Genomic DNA, 16,176 nt, shown 5'->3' on the forward strand with positions numbered 1-16,176 from the left:
GCACCCCTACGTTTCGGTCGGCCGCGTGCGCTTACGCTGCCCCGCGATTGGTTCGCTCGTTTCGACATCGTCTTTGACCAGAGGCTCATCGGGAAACCATTGCGTGTTCCGCTCGATTTCTTGACCTTCGCCACTTCTGTTGCCGTGCGGCATCATTCCCATCGGCATCATTCCCCCGCCCGCTGACGGCCCACCGCGTGGCACGGCGTTCGTCGGCACCGCGGTCGTCGGCGCGGGGGGCGGCGCTGCGGCCGGCGGCGACAGCTGTTCGGGCAAGCTGGCCGGCATCGTGCGCCCGCCGCCTCCGCCGCCGAGGCCTTCCAACCCGTTGCTTCCAGAACCGAGCTTGCTTAGCGGATTTCGGGGCGACCCGCCGCTGGGCATGCCGCTACTGGGCATGCCCCCGCTGGGCATACCGCCCAGCCCATTGCCCAGTTGACTGGCGGCCTGGCTGGCCTGTTGCAGTGGCTGGCTCGCCTGACCCAGAGACTTCCCCAGGGCGTCGGCGACCTGCTGGGGGATCGACATCGCCGATTGCATCGCACTGCCGGTGGCCTGACCCGACTCGCCGGCCGAATCGCCTCCGGCGCCAGCCGCGTCGGCATCCGCGGACAACAGGTCATCGGTGTCGGCAGTCCCGATTTTCTTTGCCGGCTGGTGCGGCAGATGAGGATCGCCGTCGCCACTGATCCTCGGCGAATCTCCCAGGAGGTTGACCTTGTCGTTGACACCACCGGCGGCCTCACCGAATGACGTCATCGTCGTCACCGAGTCCGACTTCATCCGGCTCATTTCGCCCTCATGCTGCGCCGCATCCACCGCGCCCTGCGGGTCTCCGGCCGCGGCTCGTGCTGCGGCCTGCATAAACAATTGGCGCTGCTGCTCGTAATCCTCGGCCCGGGGATGCTTGTTCACCGCCGTGCTCCAGTGCCCGACGACCTGACGCGCTCCATTTGCCTGGGCGCTGGCCGCCGTGGCCGAATGCTCCATCCACTGACCGAATGTCGAGAGCCGATCCGACAGCGCCTGCGCGTCGTGGCCCTCCCACGACGCGGGCAGCCCACCGGCAAGCTCATGCAACGACTGCGCGGCCATCGACAGGCTCGTGGCGGTCGCATCCCATCCAGCAGCGTGCGGTTCCATACCGCTTTCGGCGGCCCCCGAGCGCAGCGCCATGTCGACGACGTCAGGTTCAGCGGGCACGGTGGCCAGTGCCGCGGGCATGTCAAACGGCAGGTTGGGGATTTCGACCATCGGCGCAGACGGAATATCAATGTCGGCCAGCGCCCCGACAGCGCCAGCCGCGGCGCTACCAGAGCCGCCCACTGCCGCCGCGCCCTGCGCATCAGCGACCACATACCGCTGCAGCGCGGCGATCACCGCCTTACCGCCCTCTGATAGCCGCGAAACCCCGGCAACCAATTGCGAACTGAGCTTGCCGCCGTTGACCGCCACGCCGTTGGCCGCGGCCACCGACACCGGGTCGGCGCCCGGCGGCAACGGCGGCGGAATCGCCGCCGAACCACTCAGCGCTGCCGCCGCCGATGCCAGCACCGCACCGATCTGCGGGCCCACCTGCTCGGGGTCGACACGTACACCGCCCACAGCTACACCTCACCGCCCGCCGCGGCGTTTACCGCGGCCGCACCGCCCGCATCAACGTCGTCGTACGCCGTTGCCGAACCGCGCAACGCTTCCCCCAGCGCCACGTGGTCGCCGCCGGCGCCCTCCGCGTGATCGCCAAGGCCGGCGTAGAAATCGCGCAGGGCGCTGCCTACAGGCGCGGCCACCACTCCGTGGCACCGCATGATCTCGGCCTCGACCTCGCCGATCCAGTCCCGGCATGCGCGGCCGAAATCGTCGAATATCGCCGCGGTGGTGTCGTTGCCCTCGGCAGCGGTTCGCAGGGATGTGGTGTCAAAAGAAATGCGCTCTGAACTCATGCGGTAATGATCTTTCAGCCCATCAGGGTTTTCAACAGTCCATCCACGCAACCAGGGTGGCGCGGCCAGCAGAGCAACGACGCCCTCTGCTGGGCTATCGGGTCGCCGTGCGCTCATACCGGGTTCCTTCCGAAGTTCCTAACAGCCCTGTACTCTACACAACGACTATTCATTACGACAGCCGCATTAGACGAGGATGGCAACTTCGGTGAACCTGTCTTCCTATGATCGCCACAGAGTGCTCATGAGCAGGAAAGTTCTGCGCGGATTCAGCGCAGGCGACTTCGCCAACGCCCGCCGCCACCGCGGCCTGAGCGTGTCCGACCTGTCGCGCTTCGCCAACGTCGGCGCATCGACGATCCACGCCTGGGAAGCCGGCACACGCACCCCTCAAGTCGACCTGCTGGCCCGGGTCATGAAAATCCTCGATGCACCGATCAGCCAAGTCGTCCCCATTGACCCGGCCCACCGCTACCCCGGCGACTGGCGCGTACTCAACGGGCTGACCCAACCCGAACTCGCCGCCGCTGTTAACGTCGCAACAACCACCCTGCGCGGTATCGAACGCGCCGACATCGCCCTCACCGAAACCAATGCCATCAAGTTGGCAGCCCGTCTGGGCATCAGCGTCACCGAATATCGCGCCGCCTACGACCGCGCACGGCAACGACCACCGGGCACCCCTGTGTGAACAAAGCCCGGCGACCCGGCCGTTCGGAAGTGCTACGTCGATGAGCAAACCGCGCCAAGCCGCACGGCCGAGGCCCTCCCTCACGACTTCGAGCACCATCTTCACTTCGACGGTAACGTGATCGCCGATCAGGCATTCGTGTGCCGGTTTCTCATGCACGATTTCATCGATACCCATTGACGGCCCCAATCGCCTCGGGATCTCTCCAGCTTCGGGCTGGCTCGTTATACAGTGCGTGACTTGGGGGTCTGTTCGCGACATCACGTAGTCCGATTTAGTCTGATTTGGTGTCCGAGTTGGTCCGATGGCGGCGAATCGCTTAGGTCGTGACGCCGGTGTTAAAGGCGCTCTTAACGCAGCGTCACCTTCACGAGTATCTGGCATTTTCAGCCGAATATCGGCGTATCGCAAGGGAATTAGAGTTGCCACGTAGCGCCGAACCCCCGACGAAAGCGACGTACTACCACTGGTTGAGCGGGCAGTTGAAGGCCTTGCCCCGTGGATACCATTGCCTGGTGCTAGAACAGATGTTTTCGGGGTGGACGGCCAAGGATCTCTTTTCGCCTGGGGAGGCCCGTCGTGCGCGCGCCGCGAATGGTGGGCTGCTTTCCCCGATTGCGCCAGCGATCCTCGCCGAAGAACTGGCGGGGCTGTGGTGCACCGCCTACGTCTACGAGGGCGCTCACCACGTCGACCTCACCATGATCACTGTCAGCGGGGCCATCACCGCGAAGAATTCGCCACCAGATCCGCGCACAGAAGGCCGTGCTGTCGGTTTCCGCAACGACATCAATTTGAGGCTGGCCGGCCGGCATCTGCTCGGCGAATGGCGCAACACCAGCGACAGCTACTACTTCGGGTCTGTCCATCTGGCCGTACTCCCGGGAGAGACGATTCTGGAAGGCTTCTACACCGCCGTGAAAAGTGACGCCCAGGTCGTCGCCGACCGCTGGCGGTGGGTTCGTGTCGAGCCGCGCACCGAGATCGGCATCGACCTGGCGAACGTGTCCCTACGAGAACCAAGCCGCCTATACGGCACCATTTTTGAGCATGACCCCTATGGCCGGCCAATCCCACTCGCCGAGGTAATCGAGGACCAGTGGACGTCAACGAAACGATCGCCACCTACCTGAAGGCGTGGGTCGAACAGGACCCAGACCTGATCGTCACGATCTTCACCGAAGACGCCACCTATCACGAACGAGTGCTGCAAGAGCCGATCCGCACCTTGGCCGGCATCAGACACTACTGGCAGACCAAGGTCGTCACTGAGCAGGCCAACATCGACGCCCGGCTGCTCAACCTCTACCTCGCCGATAACGGCACCACTGCGATCGCCGAATGGGAAGCGACATTCGACGACCTGGTGACAGGCTGCCGCAAACGGATGCGCGAGGTCGCCATCCTGGAATTCCGCGGCAATCTGATAGCGAGCCTGCGTGAGTACTGGGCGTCGGAAAACCTCGATTAACTCGCGCCGCCACCCCAGCCCCCCGCCGGGACACGAGGCAGGCGGTCAGCGGGGTCATCGCCGCACCACGCACGGCCGGGCGGCGGCTGACGTCTGGTAGTCGTCAGCTGCCTGGGCGAAGCTTGGCCCGGCCCAGCGCGATCCGGTGCGTCAGCTCTCGCCGATATACCGAATCCAGGTACCGGCCAACCTCACCAAGAGCTGCAGCTTCCTCCTCGGTCAGATGCAGCCGGGTGCGCACGCGAACACCGCGGGGCCCGGCCGCCACCACTGGATCACCGATCCGCCGCAACGCACGTTTACTCACGGCCGTTATCTTTGCTCGCGGCACCGACAACCGCCTTCGGGCCGATATCACGCTGCGCGCAGCCGACCGCCTTCAACGCACGGTTTCGAGCACTGCGGCGACCATAGAGTCGCGCACAGAAACTTGTGAGCACCTCCACCATGTCGCGCACCAGATCGTCGTCGACCTCACCGTCGTCGAGCACTACCAGCCGGCGGCCGTGCGCGGAAAGTGCCGCCTCCACCAGCTCGGTGTTCATCCGCCCCAACCGATCCCGGTGCTCGACCACCACTGCGGTCACCTTCGGGTCGGCCAACAGCCGCCGTACTTTGGCGCGTGATCCGTTCATCCCGGACCCGACCTCAGCCTCCACCCGCACCACCGCACCCCCCGCCCCGGCGGCCCAGCTGGTCAGCCGCGCCACCTGACGATCCAGGTCTGCCTTCTGATCATGAGACGAGACTCGTGCGTACAACCCGAACGCGGCAACCGTCGAACCTAAGGACACTTCCGGGGACACCAACACCGTCCGGGCATTGACCCGCACCGCCGGCACCGGCAGCGTTCCCTCCCGAAACCAGCGATACGCCGTCTGCGGATGAACACCCTGCCCACGCGCCCACTCGGTCAAGTTCACGACGTCAGCATACTCACTAGAACGTCCGTACGCTCACTATCACTCAGTATTGACGGAACAGTTCGAACCCCTGATAAGACCCGACCTCACAAACCACCTCACCGGCGCCCATTCGAAGTAGCCCATTGCGTCAACCGGCCAACCAGCCGGTCGAGTTCCGAGCGCTGTCACCTCTTAGCCAGCTGCCCCTTAAGATCCAGCACACAATCAATTTTCGGAAAGCTCCCCCTCACCACCATCTCGTACAGGATGTGGCTGTCCAAGTTAGTGACAGCGGTCGCCGAGTTGCCCAGAATCCACCCACGGGTGGCAAAAGTCTCGCCCATTTCGATCATTTTCCGCTTCTTATCCTTGCGATGAAAGGAAATTGGTGATTCCTCGAACGACCGCGTCGGCGTACCGCTGACGCCCGGCGGGGGTTTCCATCGCGGCCGCCTCGCTCGCGTTTTTCATGTTGCCCAGCTCGACGAGGATCGACGGGTAGCGGGCCAGGTTGAGGCCGGCCAGATCCCCGCGACCATAGAGCCCCTCCACGCCGATGTAGTCAGCCGGTGGGATGCCGCAAGCCGCGATCTGATCACGCATGATCCTGGCAAATTGCACTGACGGGCCCGCCTGCGCAGCCTTGAGCGGCGGCGCCGAATAGTTCACATGGAATCCCGACCCGCTGGGCGGGCCCCCGTCTGCGTGAATGCTCACAACCGCGTTGGGCTGCAACGCGTTTGCCATCTCGGCCCGCTGATCCACGCAGGGCCCCAGCCCGGTGTCATTCTGCCGCGACAGCGCCGTGCGTACACCGAGCTGCTCGAGCTCCTCGCGGATCCGCAACGTGGTGTCCCAGGTGAACGTGTGCTCCGGGTAACCATCAGCGGTCGACGTCCCGCTGGCCTGACAGTCCTTCGTGCCAACCCGACCAGTAGGCACCTGGCGTGTGATCGATGCATCATTGGCGCCGTTGTGGCCCGGATCGAGGAACACCACCATGCCGGCGAGGTGACCCGCAGTCGCCACCGCCGGCGCACAAGGGGCGCCGGCGGCCACAAGTAACGCGATCACTGATGCAGCCACGCGACGACGTCGACTCGTCGCGCCTGGACCAGACGGCAGGGCCGGCAAGGGAAACGCACAGCTCACCGCGACCTCGTCTGTCGACCGCGGTCTGTTTGTCACGCGCGGTGCCGCAGCCACCGCAGACCCCGCGCAACGACCGCCACCACCAGAACACCAATTCCCACCGGCACTAAAACCGGCAGCTGGTGCACTACCGCACTCATGGCGATCGAACCCCACCGCCACATGGCCGCATTAACGAACGTATCGAACAGACTGTGATGGTGGGAGTAGCCGCCAGCGTTGAACATCAACATGATGTCGAACGTAAGGCCAGAAATCGCGCTCTTCCAGAGGACCTGGCAGCCGTCCCGGAGTGAGTACACGCCGGCGTTGGCCACCAAATGTGTCGCTCCGCTGCGACATAATCGCAAACATGGGGCATATTGACCATTGGCGCGGCGGCCGCCGCGACATCGGCGGCAAGACAACGTCACCGAGATGTCGCCGCCGACCGCGCTTCTTTGGTCGCACCATATCGACACTCGGACTGCTCCTACTCGGCCTGTCCCTAATGCCGACAGCAGTTGCGACAGCCCAAACCCACGCCGACTGGGCGTGGCCCGGAATGCAATACGACGTCTTCGCCGACCACTCCTGGAGCTCGTGCAGCGTCGGCTTTCCCGCATGGAACAACGCGGGCACGCGATATTTCATCTCTGCCGGCCACTGCTTCCGCACCGAATCGGGCAGCCACTACGTTCATCCAGACGGCACGGGCATCTACATCTACACACCCACCGACCACACCCACCCCATCGGATTCGAACGCTCCTTCACAATCCCCAGTAACGGCTGGTACGACGACGTGTCCCTCGTTGAAATGTATCCCGGTAAAACGCTGCACGGCGAAGGGTGGCAACACATTCCAGACAACCCCACCACCGCCGCCGTCGGTGACAAAGCATGCCTCATCGGTTTCCGACACAACAAAACGAATTGCGGAACAGTGACACAAACAGATGCCAGCCTCACTGAGACCGGATACCCCTGGAACTCCATGGCCACGCGCGCCTCATACTGTTCACACCCAGGCGACAGCGGCGGAGCCATCTACAACGACCACGGAGCCCTAGGCATCGAGATCACCGGAAGCAAACACAACGAGCCCGGGACGCCGGGAGCGTGCCGCAGCGCGTTCATCCCCATCGACCGCGCGCTAAAAGTTCTCCGCAAAAGCATTCCGTCACTGAGCTTCTGATTACCGGCAACCCACGCAGGTGATCGACGTAACGGCAGACGTCCGCCTTTAGCGTGAACCTCCCGCCTCTATGCCTCTGTATCGGTACGTCGGCGGGCCGCACCCCTAGCTCTTCATATTCCAGGAGCCGAGGTCCGGCGCCGAGCGACGATCTGGATCGCACTCGTCGCAATCCGAACATGTGACACGAAGGTGCAGCGGTACGCGAAGTCGCTCGAAGGCGCTTTCCGTGCGGATCGCCCAATCTGCAACCGGCGACCCCATGACGTCAATGATGTCGAGGACCGCAAAATCCTCGGGGTGATGCGCGGCTTCTATAAGGCCCGCACCGCTCAAGCACGCCACGATTGCATTGACCGCTTGCGGGCCAACGGCTTCCAACGTTGCGCGGTAGCCGATACCGGCGTCGTGTCGACATGCCCGGAACGCGGCCACACCATGTGCGGCGTCCATTGCCTTCATCCCGTTAGCGGACTGTTTGGTACGAGGCCTCGACCTCGGCCACGCGATCACCATGGCCACGCTCACGCGCGACTGACGCGGCGACATTCCACACAGACTCCGTCTCGTCGAAACGCTCGCCCGAGAAGACGTAGCCGATTTCTTCGACCACTCGACACACACCATCGAGCGAACGCATGCTGATACTTTGGCCACCTCTGAAATACCTTGCCCACTGCGCTAGTACGTCCGCGTCACGTGCAGTGATCGCATCTTCCAACGTCCCAGCCGGCCGGTCCACCAACCAGTCCATCGCCTCGAATCTCCTTCCGTTCATTTGGCTTACCTACCTCGGCCTGTGGTCGCCAGCGAGGTGGCGTCGCCACTTCGCTTCAAATTCCGCTAGCGCTTCTTTTTTGAGTTCGGCAAGGTACTTGGCGTATTCGTCGGGATGTGCCGCCTTGAGCCTTGCCAGGGCGCGCCCGGCGCACGGCGAGAGCGCGTTGTATCGAAGAATGGTCCGGCGCGCCCCGCAGCTGCAATCGGCAGAACGATCGTCCGCAATCGGTTGAGCCTCGGCCTGATCGAGATCGACAACGTCGTGTTCGCCACTGGCCAGCATTCTCCTGTCTCCCTGTCGCGTTACCTTCACCGGACCTCTGGGGTATTGGCGAAGTAGTCGCGCAAGTGCTTCATCTGATCCACCAAGGGGAGGTCATTCACATCGATCCACTGTGCATCTGGCGGAAAGGGAAGGGCGTAGTAGACAGCGGTCTCGGCAGCAGCCTCTCCGTCGAATGTCAGGAAAGCCGCGATCTCTTGCCCATTGGGCCCGGTGTAGATACAGCGCCCGGGACCAGCGTATTCGCTGTCGAGGCGCCAGCCGTACTCTGCAGCAAGCCGGGTGACGGGGTGGTCGAGTGATCGCTGATCAATGTGGCAGCACGTTTCGTAGCGCCGCCGAGCTTCCAACTCACCCAACCGCTTCTCGGCGACAGGCTGCTCATCACTCTTCACTTCCGGTCCCCCGTGGTGTTTCACCAAGCCCGGCTGATGCAGGCGCATACGTGCTCGTACTTGTCGAAATCCGGGTCCGCCTCTATGTCGCAGGCTATTCCCGTCATGGCGGCCACCGCCGCGAGCACAGTCAAGCGCACCGCCACAGGCAACCACCATCCCGGCGCCGCCCACACGTGCCTGGTGCGCGGCTGCGCCGACGCCCCGTACTCAGTCCCGCCACCGTCTACCGGCACTCGCCGACGCACGACGGCCGCAGTGATCCAAACACCCATTCCCGCCGCGCCGTACAGCAACACGTCCGCGCTCCACTGCGCCACCGATCGGGTCAGATCTGACACACTCGACATCTCCGACTCACTTCCTTGAAGCGCACAAGCGGCGAAGCAGGTTCATGTAATCGATCCTTGAGCCCAGCTCGAGCGCTTTCAAGAGGACCGCCAACGCGCCACACCCACCGACGCGGTCGGGCGCCGTCCAGGCAGTCTCAAGAGGCCGTTTATGGCTACAGCTACGACCACCCGCAACCGGCTCGCCGCGCAGGCCCGCCAGCGCGGCATCTCAATCGCGGCGCTCCTCGACGAACTGTCCGAACAGGCCGAACGGCAAGCCGCATTCGAGGCTGAGCGCATCGCCACCCTCGCCGCCGCCGAAATGCCCAAGGTCGGCGACGAGGACCTAGGTTGGGGCACCTCCACCGGGTGATGTCATTGAGTGATCCACGGCGCGGAAGGTATTGCAGCAAGCCAAGGTTAAAGCTCAAGCGCTTTCAACAAGGCCGTCGGCGCTCCACGCCCACCCGACCCAGATGTCTAGCGTGTCATGTTGGCGCGGTTTGACGGTGGTCGCCACGTTGGCCGACGTAGCGCCAAGTCCCGTTGTCGTGGATGCTGCGTTTTACGTCGTCTTCGGTACTGATTCCGTGTGGCCGTAGCAGGGGACTCCCCAAATCCCGATCCCGGCCGCTTGTGCTTGTTTCTCGGCGGCGGCAATCTCGTTGGCCCACATGCTCGGATGGTGCCTGTACACGTAGGAATGTGCATGGCCGGCGCGTGCGGCTTCTACGGCGTAGTTCCGTCCGTCCGAAAGCATGATGGCGGCCAGAGTGCGTCCATAGCGATCGTGCACGTCTTGGCTGGGGTCAATGACTACGCTGACTCTCTGTTGGGAGAGAAGCGATTTTGCGTACTCGGTCGCTTCCGAGCCTCCGCAGCCCCACTGTGTAGCGAGGCTTCTTCGTCTCGGGGGTGTCGATGCCGATTATCCGAATCCTCAACCGGCCCCGCTCATCTGAACGCACATCAACCGTGTCGCCGTCCACCACCTTCACGACCACGGCGTTGGTCTGCTGTGGGCCCGCATGACTGTGGCCACACCCCGAAATAAGCAGCGCCGCGGCGATGAAAAGACCCATCCCGGCGACCCAGCCGTAGCGGCCGGGCAGTGCAACGCCAACGCCTGGGTTTGATCTAGACATCTCACGCCGCCTCGCCGGTCGTCGAGGTAGCTGACTCCACGTCCCTCACCGGTCCGGAATCGCGAGACCCAGCTTCTGCAAGTCGTCGTGGACGGCGCCGCCGTCGAAGACACGTCCGTTTCCGAGGTAGAGAACGAGCCCGCCACCACGCTCCGCAACCAGGTCGCCGCTCAGCGCATCGGGCGCCGCCAGCGGCAACAGATTCGGGCCAATGGCGCTGGGGTTGATCCGGAAGAATTCTGCATCAGGCAGAACAGCCCGGACCGCCACAGGCGCCTTGTCTCGTTCATCGGCCTGCCCGCTGTTTGACCGTTCTTGGGGTAAGAACTTCAGCGGCTTAGCGCTGAAAATTCCATCAGGAGCATCGATTACGGTGCGGGCGAAAATCCTGGCGTTGTGCAGAGTGAAATCTGGCCGCGACTCTTTGAGTGCCTTTGCCAGTCGTTCGGTGCGGTTTGTGCCGCCAGCGTTAAACATCAACATGCTGTCGAACGTAAGTCCAGGAATCGCGATGTTCCAGAGGACCTGACGCGCGACTCAAGGACATGACACCGGTATTCGCCGTCGACGACGGACCCCACATCGGGCACGTGCGTTCGGCTTTGGTGCTGCGGGTAACCAGCCGGTGCCGTGTGGGGCTCGAACGGCGAGAGCGGAGCGGCTTGCGGAGCTGGCACGAAGCGCCGCCATCATCGACGCCAACGGGGCGCTACGTCGGCGGCAGCCTGCAGACGCGCGCGTATGCGATGCAGGAGAAAGGATCGAACGCTGTCGCGGTGACCCGCTGTAGCAGGGGCACGTGCTCAATCCAGCTCCAGCTGAGCCATCGTGTGACGCAGAGTCCGGTTATAGACGCGGCGCCGGCGCGCTTGAGGGCGGCGGCAGCCGATTGCATCGACGTTCCCGAAGTCCACGTGTCGTCGACCAGTAGCACGCGTTTGCCCACGATCGCGGGGTGCACGCCGGGTGGGATGGCGAATCGATCGGCATCGGCCGTGCGCGGGGCGTCCACTGGACCGGCTTCGATGAGGACGCGGCTGATCTGGTACGGACCGTCGCGGGCGGGATCGTCTCCAACGAGGCGCGCGACGTTACGGGGGCGATGTGGGAGACCGGATGTAATCCGGGACGTGGTGTTCGGGACGGCACGTAGGTTGCGGCGTCCCACGGTAGGCCGTTCTCGGCGGCGCGGATGCATCTGTCGTGGATGGCGGTGGTGGTGTTGGTGAGCAGCTGCACGTCGAGTTTGTTCCGCTCGGTCGGCGGCTGGGCCTTGTATGAGCGCATGGTCTGAGCGCTCTGGGAGCGTCCTTCGACGATTATCTGGAGGAGAAGGAGAGCAAATACGGCTTGACCTGCAGGTACGCTGTCATGGTCATGTCCACGACGGGGTCATAGTTCAACGGTAGAACGGGGCCTTTGCAAGGCTCAGATCGGGGTTCGATTCCCCGTGACTCCACAATTCGCCACGCGTCGTGAGGACGGCCTGTGGATAACTCGTGCGCGCGGCCGGAAAACCAGCTAATGTCGAACGCATGTTCGATAGAACTCGGGCGAAATTTGCTCCGGGACACTCCGCCCCATATCCCCCACTGGCGCCTTATTGTTACTAGCGTGACGGTCATGGCCGACGTGCTGACATTGCCGAACAATTCTGGAGGATCGCTCGTCGCGGCAGAGTTCTTTGCCGGGATCGGGCTGGTCCGCATCGGACTCGAACGGGCAGGTTTCCGAGTCGCGTGGTCCAACGACATCGAGCCGACTAAACAGGCTATGTACGACAACAACTTTCGCAACGCCCTCGATCACCACAGGTATGCATTGGGCGATATTGCGAACGTGCGGGCAGCCGAACTGCCCTCAGATTTGGCATTGGCTTGGGCTTCGTTTCCGTGCATCGATCTTTCTCTTGCGGGCCGTCGTGAAGGGCTGGGTGGGGAGCATTCCGCAACATTCTGGCACTTCACGCGAATCTTGGACGACCTCGGCACGCGGCGACCACCCGTTGTAGCGCTGGAGAATGTAGCGGGACTGGCTACTTCCCGGGGTGGGGCTGATCTTGCGGCCGCAATCGGCGAGCTGAATAGGCTAGGTTACTCTGTCGACTTGCTGGCCATCGACGCTCGCCGGTTCGTCCCCCAGTCTCGACCACGCCTGTTTGTAATCGGAGCGCAAGATCCTCCCCAGCATGCGCAGCAACGCCATCCGTTTCGGCCGAAGTGGCTTCGCGCCGCGTTTGACAATAGTTCGCTGAGGACCCATCAGGCGGCGCTCCCGCCGGTTCCGGCACCGATGACGAAGGGATTGCGGGGCGTTATCGAGCAGATCGGCGCCGACGATGCGCGATGGTGGGATGACGAGCGTGTCGCAGCCTTCGCGGGTTCGTTGTCTCCGTTGCAGCACGAGCGTCTAGACATGTTGCGACGCAAGCAGTCTACGGCCTACCGGACGGCCTATCGGCGCACCCGCCACGGGGTGGCGGTGTGGGAGGTACGCTCTGACGATATCGCTGGATGTCTGCGAACTGCTCGCGGGGGTTCGTCACGGCAAGCCTTGGTCGAGGTCGGACGAGGGCAGGTTCGAGCACGCTGGATGACACCAGCGGAATATGCTCGGCTCATGGGGGCAGACGGCTACAAACTCGACGGATTGCGAACCAACCAGGCGCTGTTCGGGTTCGGCGACGCCGTGTGCGTGCCGGTAGTCGAATGGCTCGCGGCGAATTACCTTGTGCCGCTTGTCGACGGTGCCCTAAGGCCAGTTGAACGCCGCGCCGATCAGTTGGCGGTAAATGGCTGACGTGGCGAACCGGCGTCAAGGTACGCGACCGCCAACGCGCGGACTTCCAGCGCTCCAGGTCCGCGAGTTTCGCCGCCGCTTAGCCGAGGCGTTCAACCAAACTGACGCGCAGGGGCGAGTTTGGGCGAACGCGAAGTGGGGCATCTACGCCTTTTACGATTACGATGCAGAGCCCATCTATGTTGGACAGACCAACGAATCGCTGCGGACGCGGGTGCGGCGGCATCTGACCAACCAGCGGACCGATGCCGTCGCGATGCGCATCCTGGACGTTTTCGAAGTTGCCAAACTCGAGTTGTGGCCGTTGTGGGATCTCGAGTCCGAGCAGAGGAACGATCCGGACGCCAAGGCCCTCCTGAACGCGGCTGAATACTCGGCATACCTGCAGGCGATAGCGAAGAGCCGTTTCAAGGCGATCCTCAACGAGAATCCCGCCTCTTTCAGACCCAGTCGAGCTGCCCGACTCGATCACCTTCGACCTGATCACATCGGAAGCGCGCCGTGAGCGAGGGCACCCCGATGTGAGGATCGCCCGGCGCGCAGAAACAATCGCACGCCTGGCCGCTGTCGCGCACGAGCGCGGCGAGGTGTCGGCAGGCCTCCGCCGAGTGTTGGTGATCCAGGCGGTCCGGCTGACCTACTTGGCCGCCGCCAGATTCGCCCACACGGCGGGACGCCCCGATCCCGACCCCGCTTCGATCGACGTCGAAGGCCTCGTTGGCACTGTTCTCTACGAGCACGACATCGATCGCGACCAAACAGATTCCGACGCGGAGGACCTCCCGGAAGACCACCAGAGCGTCGAAGAAGATTGACGGCCCGAGAACGAAGCCGACCAGTGGCTCAGACTGGCCGCCGCCGTCCCCGCTTGTACTCCCGTGATTTCGCGTTGTGGGCCCCGCGGCACATGTCGCACCGACAGCCGGAGTCATAGGCCGACGCAGAGCCATGCTGACCGACGATGCGGCCTTGAGCGCGGACGCGCTGCATGTACTTCGCGTGATTGACGCGGTTAGCTTCCGTGCAACGGCCGCACCGACACCGATGATTCTGATAACCGTTGGCAGTGCCGTGACGCGGATCGTCGGGCTCAAGACCCGTGCTGCGTCGAATTCCCACTTGATTGATGCTATGGCGCCAACAGGCCGAGTACGGTGTGCGACATGGTGAGCGAGTCGTGGGCAACCACGCCTGCGGTCAGACGCTCGATGCGCTCGAACCGCAGTCGCGACACCCGTCCCGAGCTCGCGCTGCGCAGGCTCCTTTTCGCCGAGGGACTCCGCTACCGCGTAGCAGCTCGGCCCCTGCCCAGGCTCAAGCGCACGGTCGATATCGTCTTTCGGCCTAGCCGGGTCGCAGTGGAGATGCGTGGGTGCTTCTGGCATGGCTGCCCGCAGCACTTTCGCGCGCCCGCCAGCAACAAGGAGTACTGGACAGCGAAAATCGCCCGCAATAAGGGACGGGACCTGGCGACCGAACAAGCCTTGCGGGACGCGGGGTGGCTCCTAGTCGTCGTGTGGGAGCACGACAACCTAAGGGAGGCCGCACGTGAAATCGCGTCTGCCGTCGCCCGCCGCCGGCGATAGGTCGGGGCTTCGTTGTGGTGCCGACAGGGCGGCACGGTGATCAAGTCCTTAGTAGGCGACGGTCCTCCCTCTGCGGGGCCTTCCTCTGCCGGGATCTTCACGCGCGGGGGACGAGCAAATCACCCGAATTTCCGACGATGAGGCCCCGGCGCACTTCGTAATAAACCGAAACAGGTACAACGCCGATGAGGACAGACGTGGACTCAGTGACGCTCGCTGACCCCGGCCTGTCGTGGAACAACTGAAGATAATCCGACCACGACAGTCAATCAGCCTGGATGACAGCCATTGTCGTGTACATGAGGGACAGCCTCGGGGCACCTGAAGATAACGGGGTGATGGCCGCCGGCGTAGGCGAGGAAGAACGTGTGATTGCAGGTCGCGCCGTTCAGTACGGTGCGAGTCCTCTCGCATACGCTGCACAGTCCCGATCCGGCGACGGGGCCGCGGCAGACATCGCAGATGCCGGGGCCGGGCCCGGCGATGGTCCGGAAGTAGGCGACGCGGCCGAGTGCAAGGCGGATGTTGGCTTGCAGCGGAGAATCGCTCACCAATCGGTGCCGGCTGGTACTGGCGCCAGGTGAGCGCGCAGGGACTCCTCTGCTGCGGCAAGCTGCTCTAGCTGGGCGATTGCCTGCCCCGCAGTGTCCACGACGAACACGTCTGGACGGTCGACGAGGTCGCGGCCCCATGTGGTGGTTTCGGCGACGCTGCTGTGCAGCACGAGGCGTCTGCCATGCGCGACAGCCTCGAGGGCCTGGTGCTTGGTGCCGGATTGTTCACTGGCCTCAACGATGACTGTGGCCTGCGCGTACGCGCTCATTGTCTTGTTACGTGCGGGGAACGCCCATCGTGCTCCTGGGAAGCCCGGCAGGAACTGGGTTAACACGAGGCCGTGTTCGGCGATCGCCGCCTGCAGCTGCGCATTCGAAACCGGGTACGTGCGGTCGATACCGGTGCCGATGACGGCGACCACGCGGCCACCCAGCGCGAGCGCCGCGGTCATCGCCGCGGTGTCGATGCCTTCGGCGAGGCCGGAGACGACGGTGACGTCGTGGTCGACGAGACCGGTCGCGACACTGCGAGCGAAGCCCAGGCTGGTCGGCGACGCTTTTCGGGAACCGACAATCGCGACGGCGGGGTCATCGGCGATGAGTTTTCCCTGTGCAATCAGCAGTGCGGGTGGGCGGCGGGCCGCTCGGACGTTTTCCGGAAAATCTGGGTCCAAGACGGTGAGTACTTTCCAGCCACGCGCCTGCCACTGCTCGATGTCGCGTGCGGCGCTGTTGCGGTCCGGATCCCTGCCCGGCACAGGAAGCAGGGTCGCATCGGCGTACTCGCCCCACGTCAGCTCCGCAGATCCGCTGTCGAGGAGCATTTCGCCGAGGTCTGAAAGCCTCACCTGCTTGGGCGGCGTACGCATTAAGGCCACGACGGTGGCGGCCGTCGAGTACTCCATCATCGAGGCCACCTCCCTTGAAAGTGCTGTCGTGATCAACCGTAGCGCCGCCGCAAAC

At 63.8% G+C, this 16,176-nt stretch carries 25 protein-coding genes and 1 tRNA gene; 10 read left to right on the top strand and 16 right to left on the bottom strand.

From position 1 onward, the window contains the following. Window positions 1-6: 6 nt before the first annotated feature. On the bottom strand, window positions 7-1,605 hold the full coding sequence (locus M5I08_RS24835) for a PPE domain-containing protein (RefSeq protein WP_219069429.1): 1,599 nt from the start codon (window positions 1,603-1,605) through the stop codon (window positions 7-9). A 2-nt stretch (window positions 1,606-1,607) separates the two neighbouring features. After that, window positions 1,608-1,943 (bottom strand): type VII secretion target, encoded by a 336-nt coding sequence (locus tag M5I08_RS24840; protein WP_219069427.1) that lies wholly within the window; start codon window positions 1,941-1,943, stop codon window positions 1,608-1,610. A 244-nt stretch (window positions 1,944-2,187) separates the two neighbouring features. Between M5I08_RS24840 and M5I08_RS24845 the strand changes: the two genes are divergently transcribed. From M5I08_RS24845 to M5I08_RS24855, 3 genes are all read left to right on the top strand, one after another. Further along, window positions 2,188-2,634: a helix-turn-helix transcriptional regulator gene (locus M5I08_RS24845; RefSeq protein WP_249763484.1), complete on the top strand. Its 447-nt coding sequence runs from the start codon at window positions 2,188-2,190 to the stop codon at window positions 2,632-2,634. A 515-nt stretch (window positions 2,635-3,149) separates the two neighbouring features. Further along, on the top strand, window positions 3,150-3,767 hold the full coding sequence (locus tag M5I08_RS24850; RefSeq protein WP_219069424.1) for a hypothetical protein: 618 nt from the start codon (window positions 3,150-3,152) through the stop codon (window positions 3,765-3,767). Beyond that, complete coding sequence (locus M5I08_RS24855) at window positions 3,734-4,105, top strand: nuclear transport factor 2 family protein (RefSeq protein WP_219069422.1); 372 nt, start codon at window positions 3,734-3,736, stop codon at window positions 4,103-4,105. The genes M5I08_RS24850 and M5I08_RS24855 overlap by 34 nt, the downstream gene beginning before the upstream one ends. A 103-nt stretch (window positions 4,106-4,208) precedes the next feature. On the opposite strand, the gene M5I08_RS24860 is transcribed toward M5I08_RS24855, so the two are convergent. The 4 genes from M5I08_RS24860 to M5I08_RS24875 all read right to left on the bottom strand — a co-directional run bounded on the left by M5I08_RS24860 (window position 4,209) and on the right by M5I08_RS24875 (window position 6,482). Further along, on the bottom strand, window positions 4,209-4,412 hold the full coding sequence (locus M5I08_RS24860) for a hypothetical protein (RefSeq protein WP_249763485.1): 204 nt from the start codon (window positions 4,410-4,412) through the stop codon (window positions 4,209-4,211). Next, window positions 4,405-5,028, bottom strand: a complete 624-nt coding sequence (locus M5I08_RS24865; RefSeq protein WP_219070934.1) for an IS607 family transposase — start codon at window positions 5,026-5,028, stop codon at window positions 4,405-4,407. Before M5I08_RS24865 ends, M5I08_RS24860 begins: the two co-directional genes overlap by 8 nt. Window positions 5,029-5,373: 345 nt before the next feature. Beyond that, on the bottom strand, window positions 5,374-6,096 hold the full coding sequence (locus tag M5I08_RS24870; protein ID WP_370328677.1) for an Rv3717 family N-acetylmuramoyl-L-alanine amidase: 723 nt from the start codon (window positions 6,094-6,096) through the stop codon (window positions 5,374-5,376). A gap of 98 nt (window positions 6,097-6,194) precedes the next feature. After that, window positions 6,195-6,482, bottom strand: a complete 288-nt coding sequence (locus M5I08_RS24875) for a hypothetical protein (protein WP_249763486.1) — start codon at window positions 6,480-6,482, stop codon at window positions 6,195-6,197. A 224-nt stretch (window positions 6,483-6,706) separates the two neighbouring features. Here M5I08_RS24875 and M5I08_RS24880 point away from each other — a divergent pair, with 224 nt between their 5' ends. Further along, complete coding sequence (locus tag M5I08_RS24880) at window positions 6,707-7,339, top strand: S1 family peptidase (protein WP_219070622.1); 633 nt, start codon at window positions 6,707-6,709, stop codon at window positions 7,337-7,339. Window positions 7,340-7,444: 105 nt separating this feature from the next. Here the strand turns inward: M5I08_RS24880 and M5I08_RS24885 are convergent, their stop codons facing one another. Genes M5I08_RS24885 through M5I08_RS24905 form a run of 5 tightly spaced genes read right to left on the bottom strand, consistent with a single transcriptional unit; the run spans window position 7,445 to window position 9,138 of the window. Continuing rightward, complete coding sequence (locus M5I08_RS24885; protein ID WP_219070624.1) at window positions 7,445-7,774, bottom strand: hypothetical protein; 330 nt, start codon at window positions 7,772-7,774, stop codon at window positions 7,445-7,447. Between the two features lie 31 nt (window positions 7,775-7,805). Beyond that, window positions 7,806-8,117, bottom strand: a complete 312-nt coding sequence (locus tag M5I08_RS24890; protein WP_219070626.1) for a hypothetical protein — start codon at window positions 8,115-8,117, stop codon at window positions 7,806-7,808. A 9-nt stretch (window positions 8,118-8,126) separates the two neighbouring features. Continuing rightward, a complete protein-coding gene (locus M5I08_RS24895) occupies window positions 8,127-8,402 on the bottom strand; it encodes a hypothetical protein (protein ID WP_219070627.1) in 276 nt (91 codons plus the stop codon). Window positions 8,403-8,428: 26 nt separating this feature from the next. Further along, a complete protein-coding gene (locus M5I08_RS24900; RefSeq protein WP_219070629.1) occupies window positions 8,429-8,845 on the bottom strand; it encodes a hypothetical protein in 417 nt (138 codons plus the stop codon). Beyond that, a complete protein-coding gene (locus tag M5I08_RS24905; RefSeq protein ID WP_249763487.1) occupies window positions 8,818-9,138 on the bottom strand; it encodes a hypothetical protein in 321 nt (106 codons plus the stop codon). The genes M5I08_RS24900 and M5I08_RS24905 overlap by 28 nt, the downstream gene beginning before the upstream one ends. Before the next feature lie 160 nt (window positions 9,139-9,298). On the opposite strand from M5I08_RS24905, the gene M5I08_RS24910 reads away from it, so the two are divergent. Then, window positions 9,299-9,502: an antitoxin gene (locus tag M5I08_RS24910; RefSeq protein WP_219070641.1), complete on the top strand. Its 204-nt coding sequence runs from the start codon at window positions 9,299-9,301 to the stop codon at window positions 9,500-9,502. 192 nt (window positions 9,503-9,694) lie between these two features. On the opposite strand, the gene M5I08_RS24915 is transcribed toward M5I08_RS24910, so the two are convergent. From M5I08_RS24915 to M5I08_RS24930, 4 genes are all read right to left on the bottom strand, one after another. Then, window positions 9,695-9,943 carry a thermonuclease family protein gene (locus tag M5I08_RS24915; protein WP_249763539.1) on the bottom strand — a complete coding sequence of 83 codons (249 nt, stop codon included), beginning with the start codon at window positions 9,941-9,943 and terminating at the stop codon, window positions 9,695-9,697. Continuing rightward, window positions 9,939-10,274 (bottom strand): thermonuclease family protein, encoded by a 336-nt coding sequence (locus M5I08_RS24920; RefSeq protein ID WP_249763488.1) that lies wholly within the window; start codon window positions 10,272-10,274, stop codon window positions 9,939-9,941. The genes M5I08_RS24915 and M5I08_RS24920 overlap by 5 nt, the downstream gene beginning before the upstream one ends. A gap of 45 nt (window positions 10,275-10,319) precedes the next feature. Further along, entirely contained in the window at window positions 10,320-10,757 is a 438-nt protein-coding gene (locus tag M5I08_RS24925) for a hypothetical protein (protein WP_219070643.1), read from the bottom strand. Window positions 10,758-10,983: 226 nt separating this feature from the next. Next, window positions 10,984-11,286, bottom strand: a complete 303-nt coding sequence (locus tag M5I08_RS24930) for a phosphoribosyltransferase (protein ID WP_249763489.1) — start codon at window positions 11,284-11,286, stop codon at window positions 10,984-10,986. Between the two features lie 376 nt (window positions 11,287-11,662). Between M5I08_RS24930 and M5I08_RS24935 the strand changes: the two genes are divergently transcribed. The 5 genes from M5I08_RS24935 to M5I08_RS24955 all read left to right on the top strand — a co-directional run bounded on the left by M5I08_RS24935 (window position 11,663) and on the right by M5I08_RS24955 (window position 14,659). After that, a tRNA-Ala gene (locus tag M5I08_RS24935) sits at window positions 11,663-11,733 on the top strand. Between the two features lie 164 nt (window positions 11,734-11,897). Continuing rightward, window positions 11,898-13,073, top strand: a complete 1,176-nt coding sequence (locus tag M5I08_RS24940; protein WP_249763490.1) for a DNA cytosine methyltransferase — start codon at window positions 11,898-11,900, stop codon at window positions 13,071-13,073. Next, on the top strand, window positions 13,066-13,578 hold the full coding sequence (locus M5I08_RS24945) for a GIY-YIG nuclease family protein (RefSeq protein ID WP_219070931.1): 513 nt from the start codon (window positions 13,066-13,068) through the stop codon (window positions 13,576-13,578). Before M5I08_RS24940 ends, M5I08_RS24945 begins: the two co-directional genes overlap by 8 nt. Before the next feature lie 16 nt (window positions 13,579-13,594). Further along, a complete protein-coding gene (locus M5I08_RS24950; RefSeq protein WP_249763491.1) occupies window positions 13,595-13,888 on the top strand; it encodes a hypothetical protein in 294 nt (97 codons plus the stop codon). A 348-nt stretch (window positions 13,889-14,236) separates the two neighbouring features. Then, the gene (locus tag M5I08_RS24955) at window positions 14,237-14,659 is read left to right on the top strand and encodes a very short patch repair endonuclease (RefSeq protein WP_219070900.1); all 423 of its coding nucleotides are present in this window, start codon (window positions 14,237-14,239) and stop codon (window positions 14,657-14,659) included. Window positions 14,660-15,206: 547 nt separating this feature from the next. Here M5I08_RS24955 and M5I08_RS24960 read toward each other — a convergent pair. Next, window positions 15,207-16,121, bottom strand: coding sequence for a DNA-processing protein DprA (locus M5I08_RS24960; protein ID WP_249763492.1), 915 nt, complete (start codon window positions 16,119-16,121; stop codon window positions 15,207-15,209). Between the last annotated feature and the right edge of the window lie 55 nt (window positions 16,122-16,176).

Origin of the sequence: Candidatus Mycobacterium methanotrophicum, assembly GCF_023515995.1 — a bacterium.
In the GTDB taxonomy this organism is placed as follows: domain Bacteria; phylum Actinomycetota; class Actinomycetes; order Mycobacteriales; family Mycobacteriaceae; genus Mycobacterium; species Mycobacterium methanotrophicum.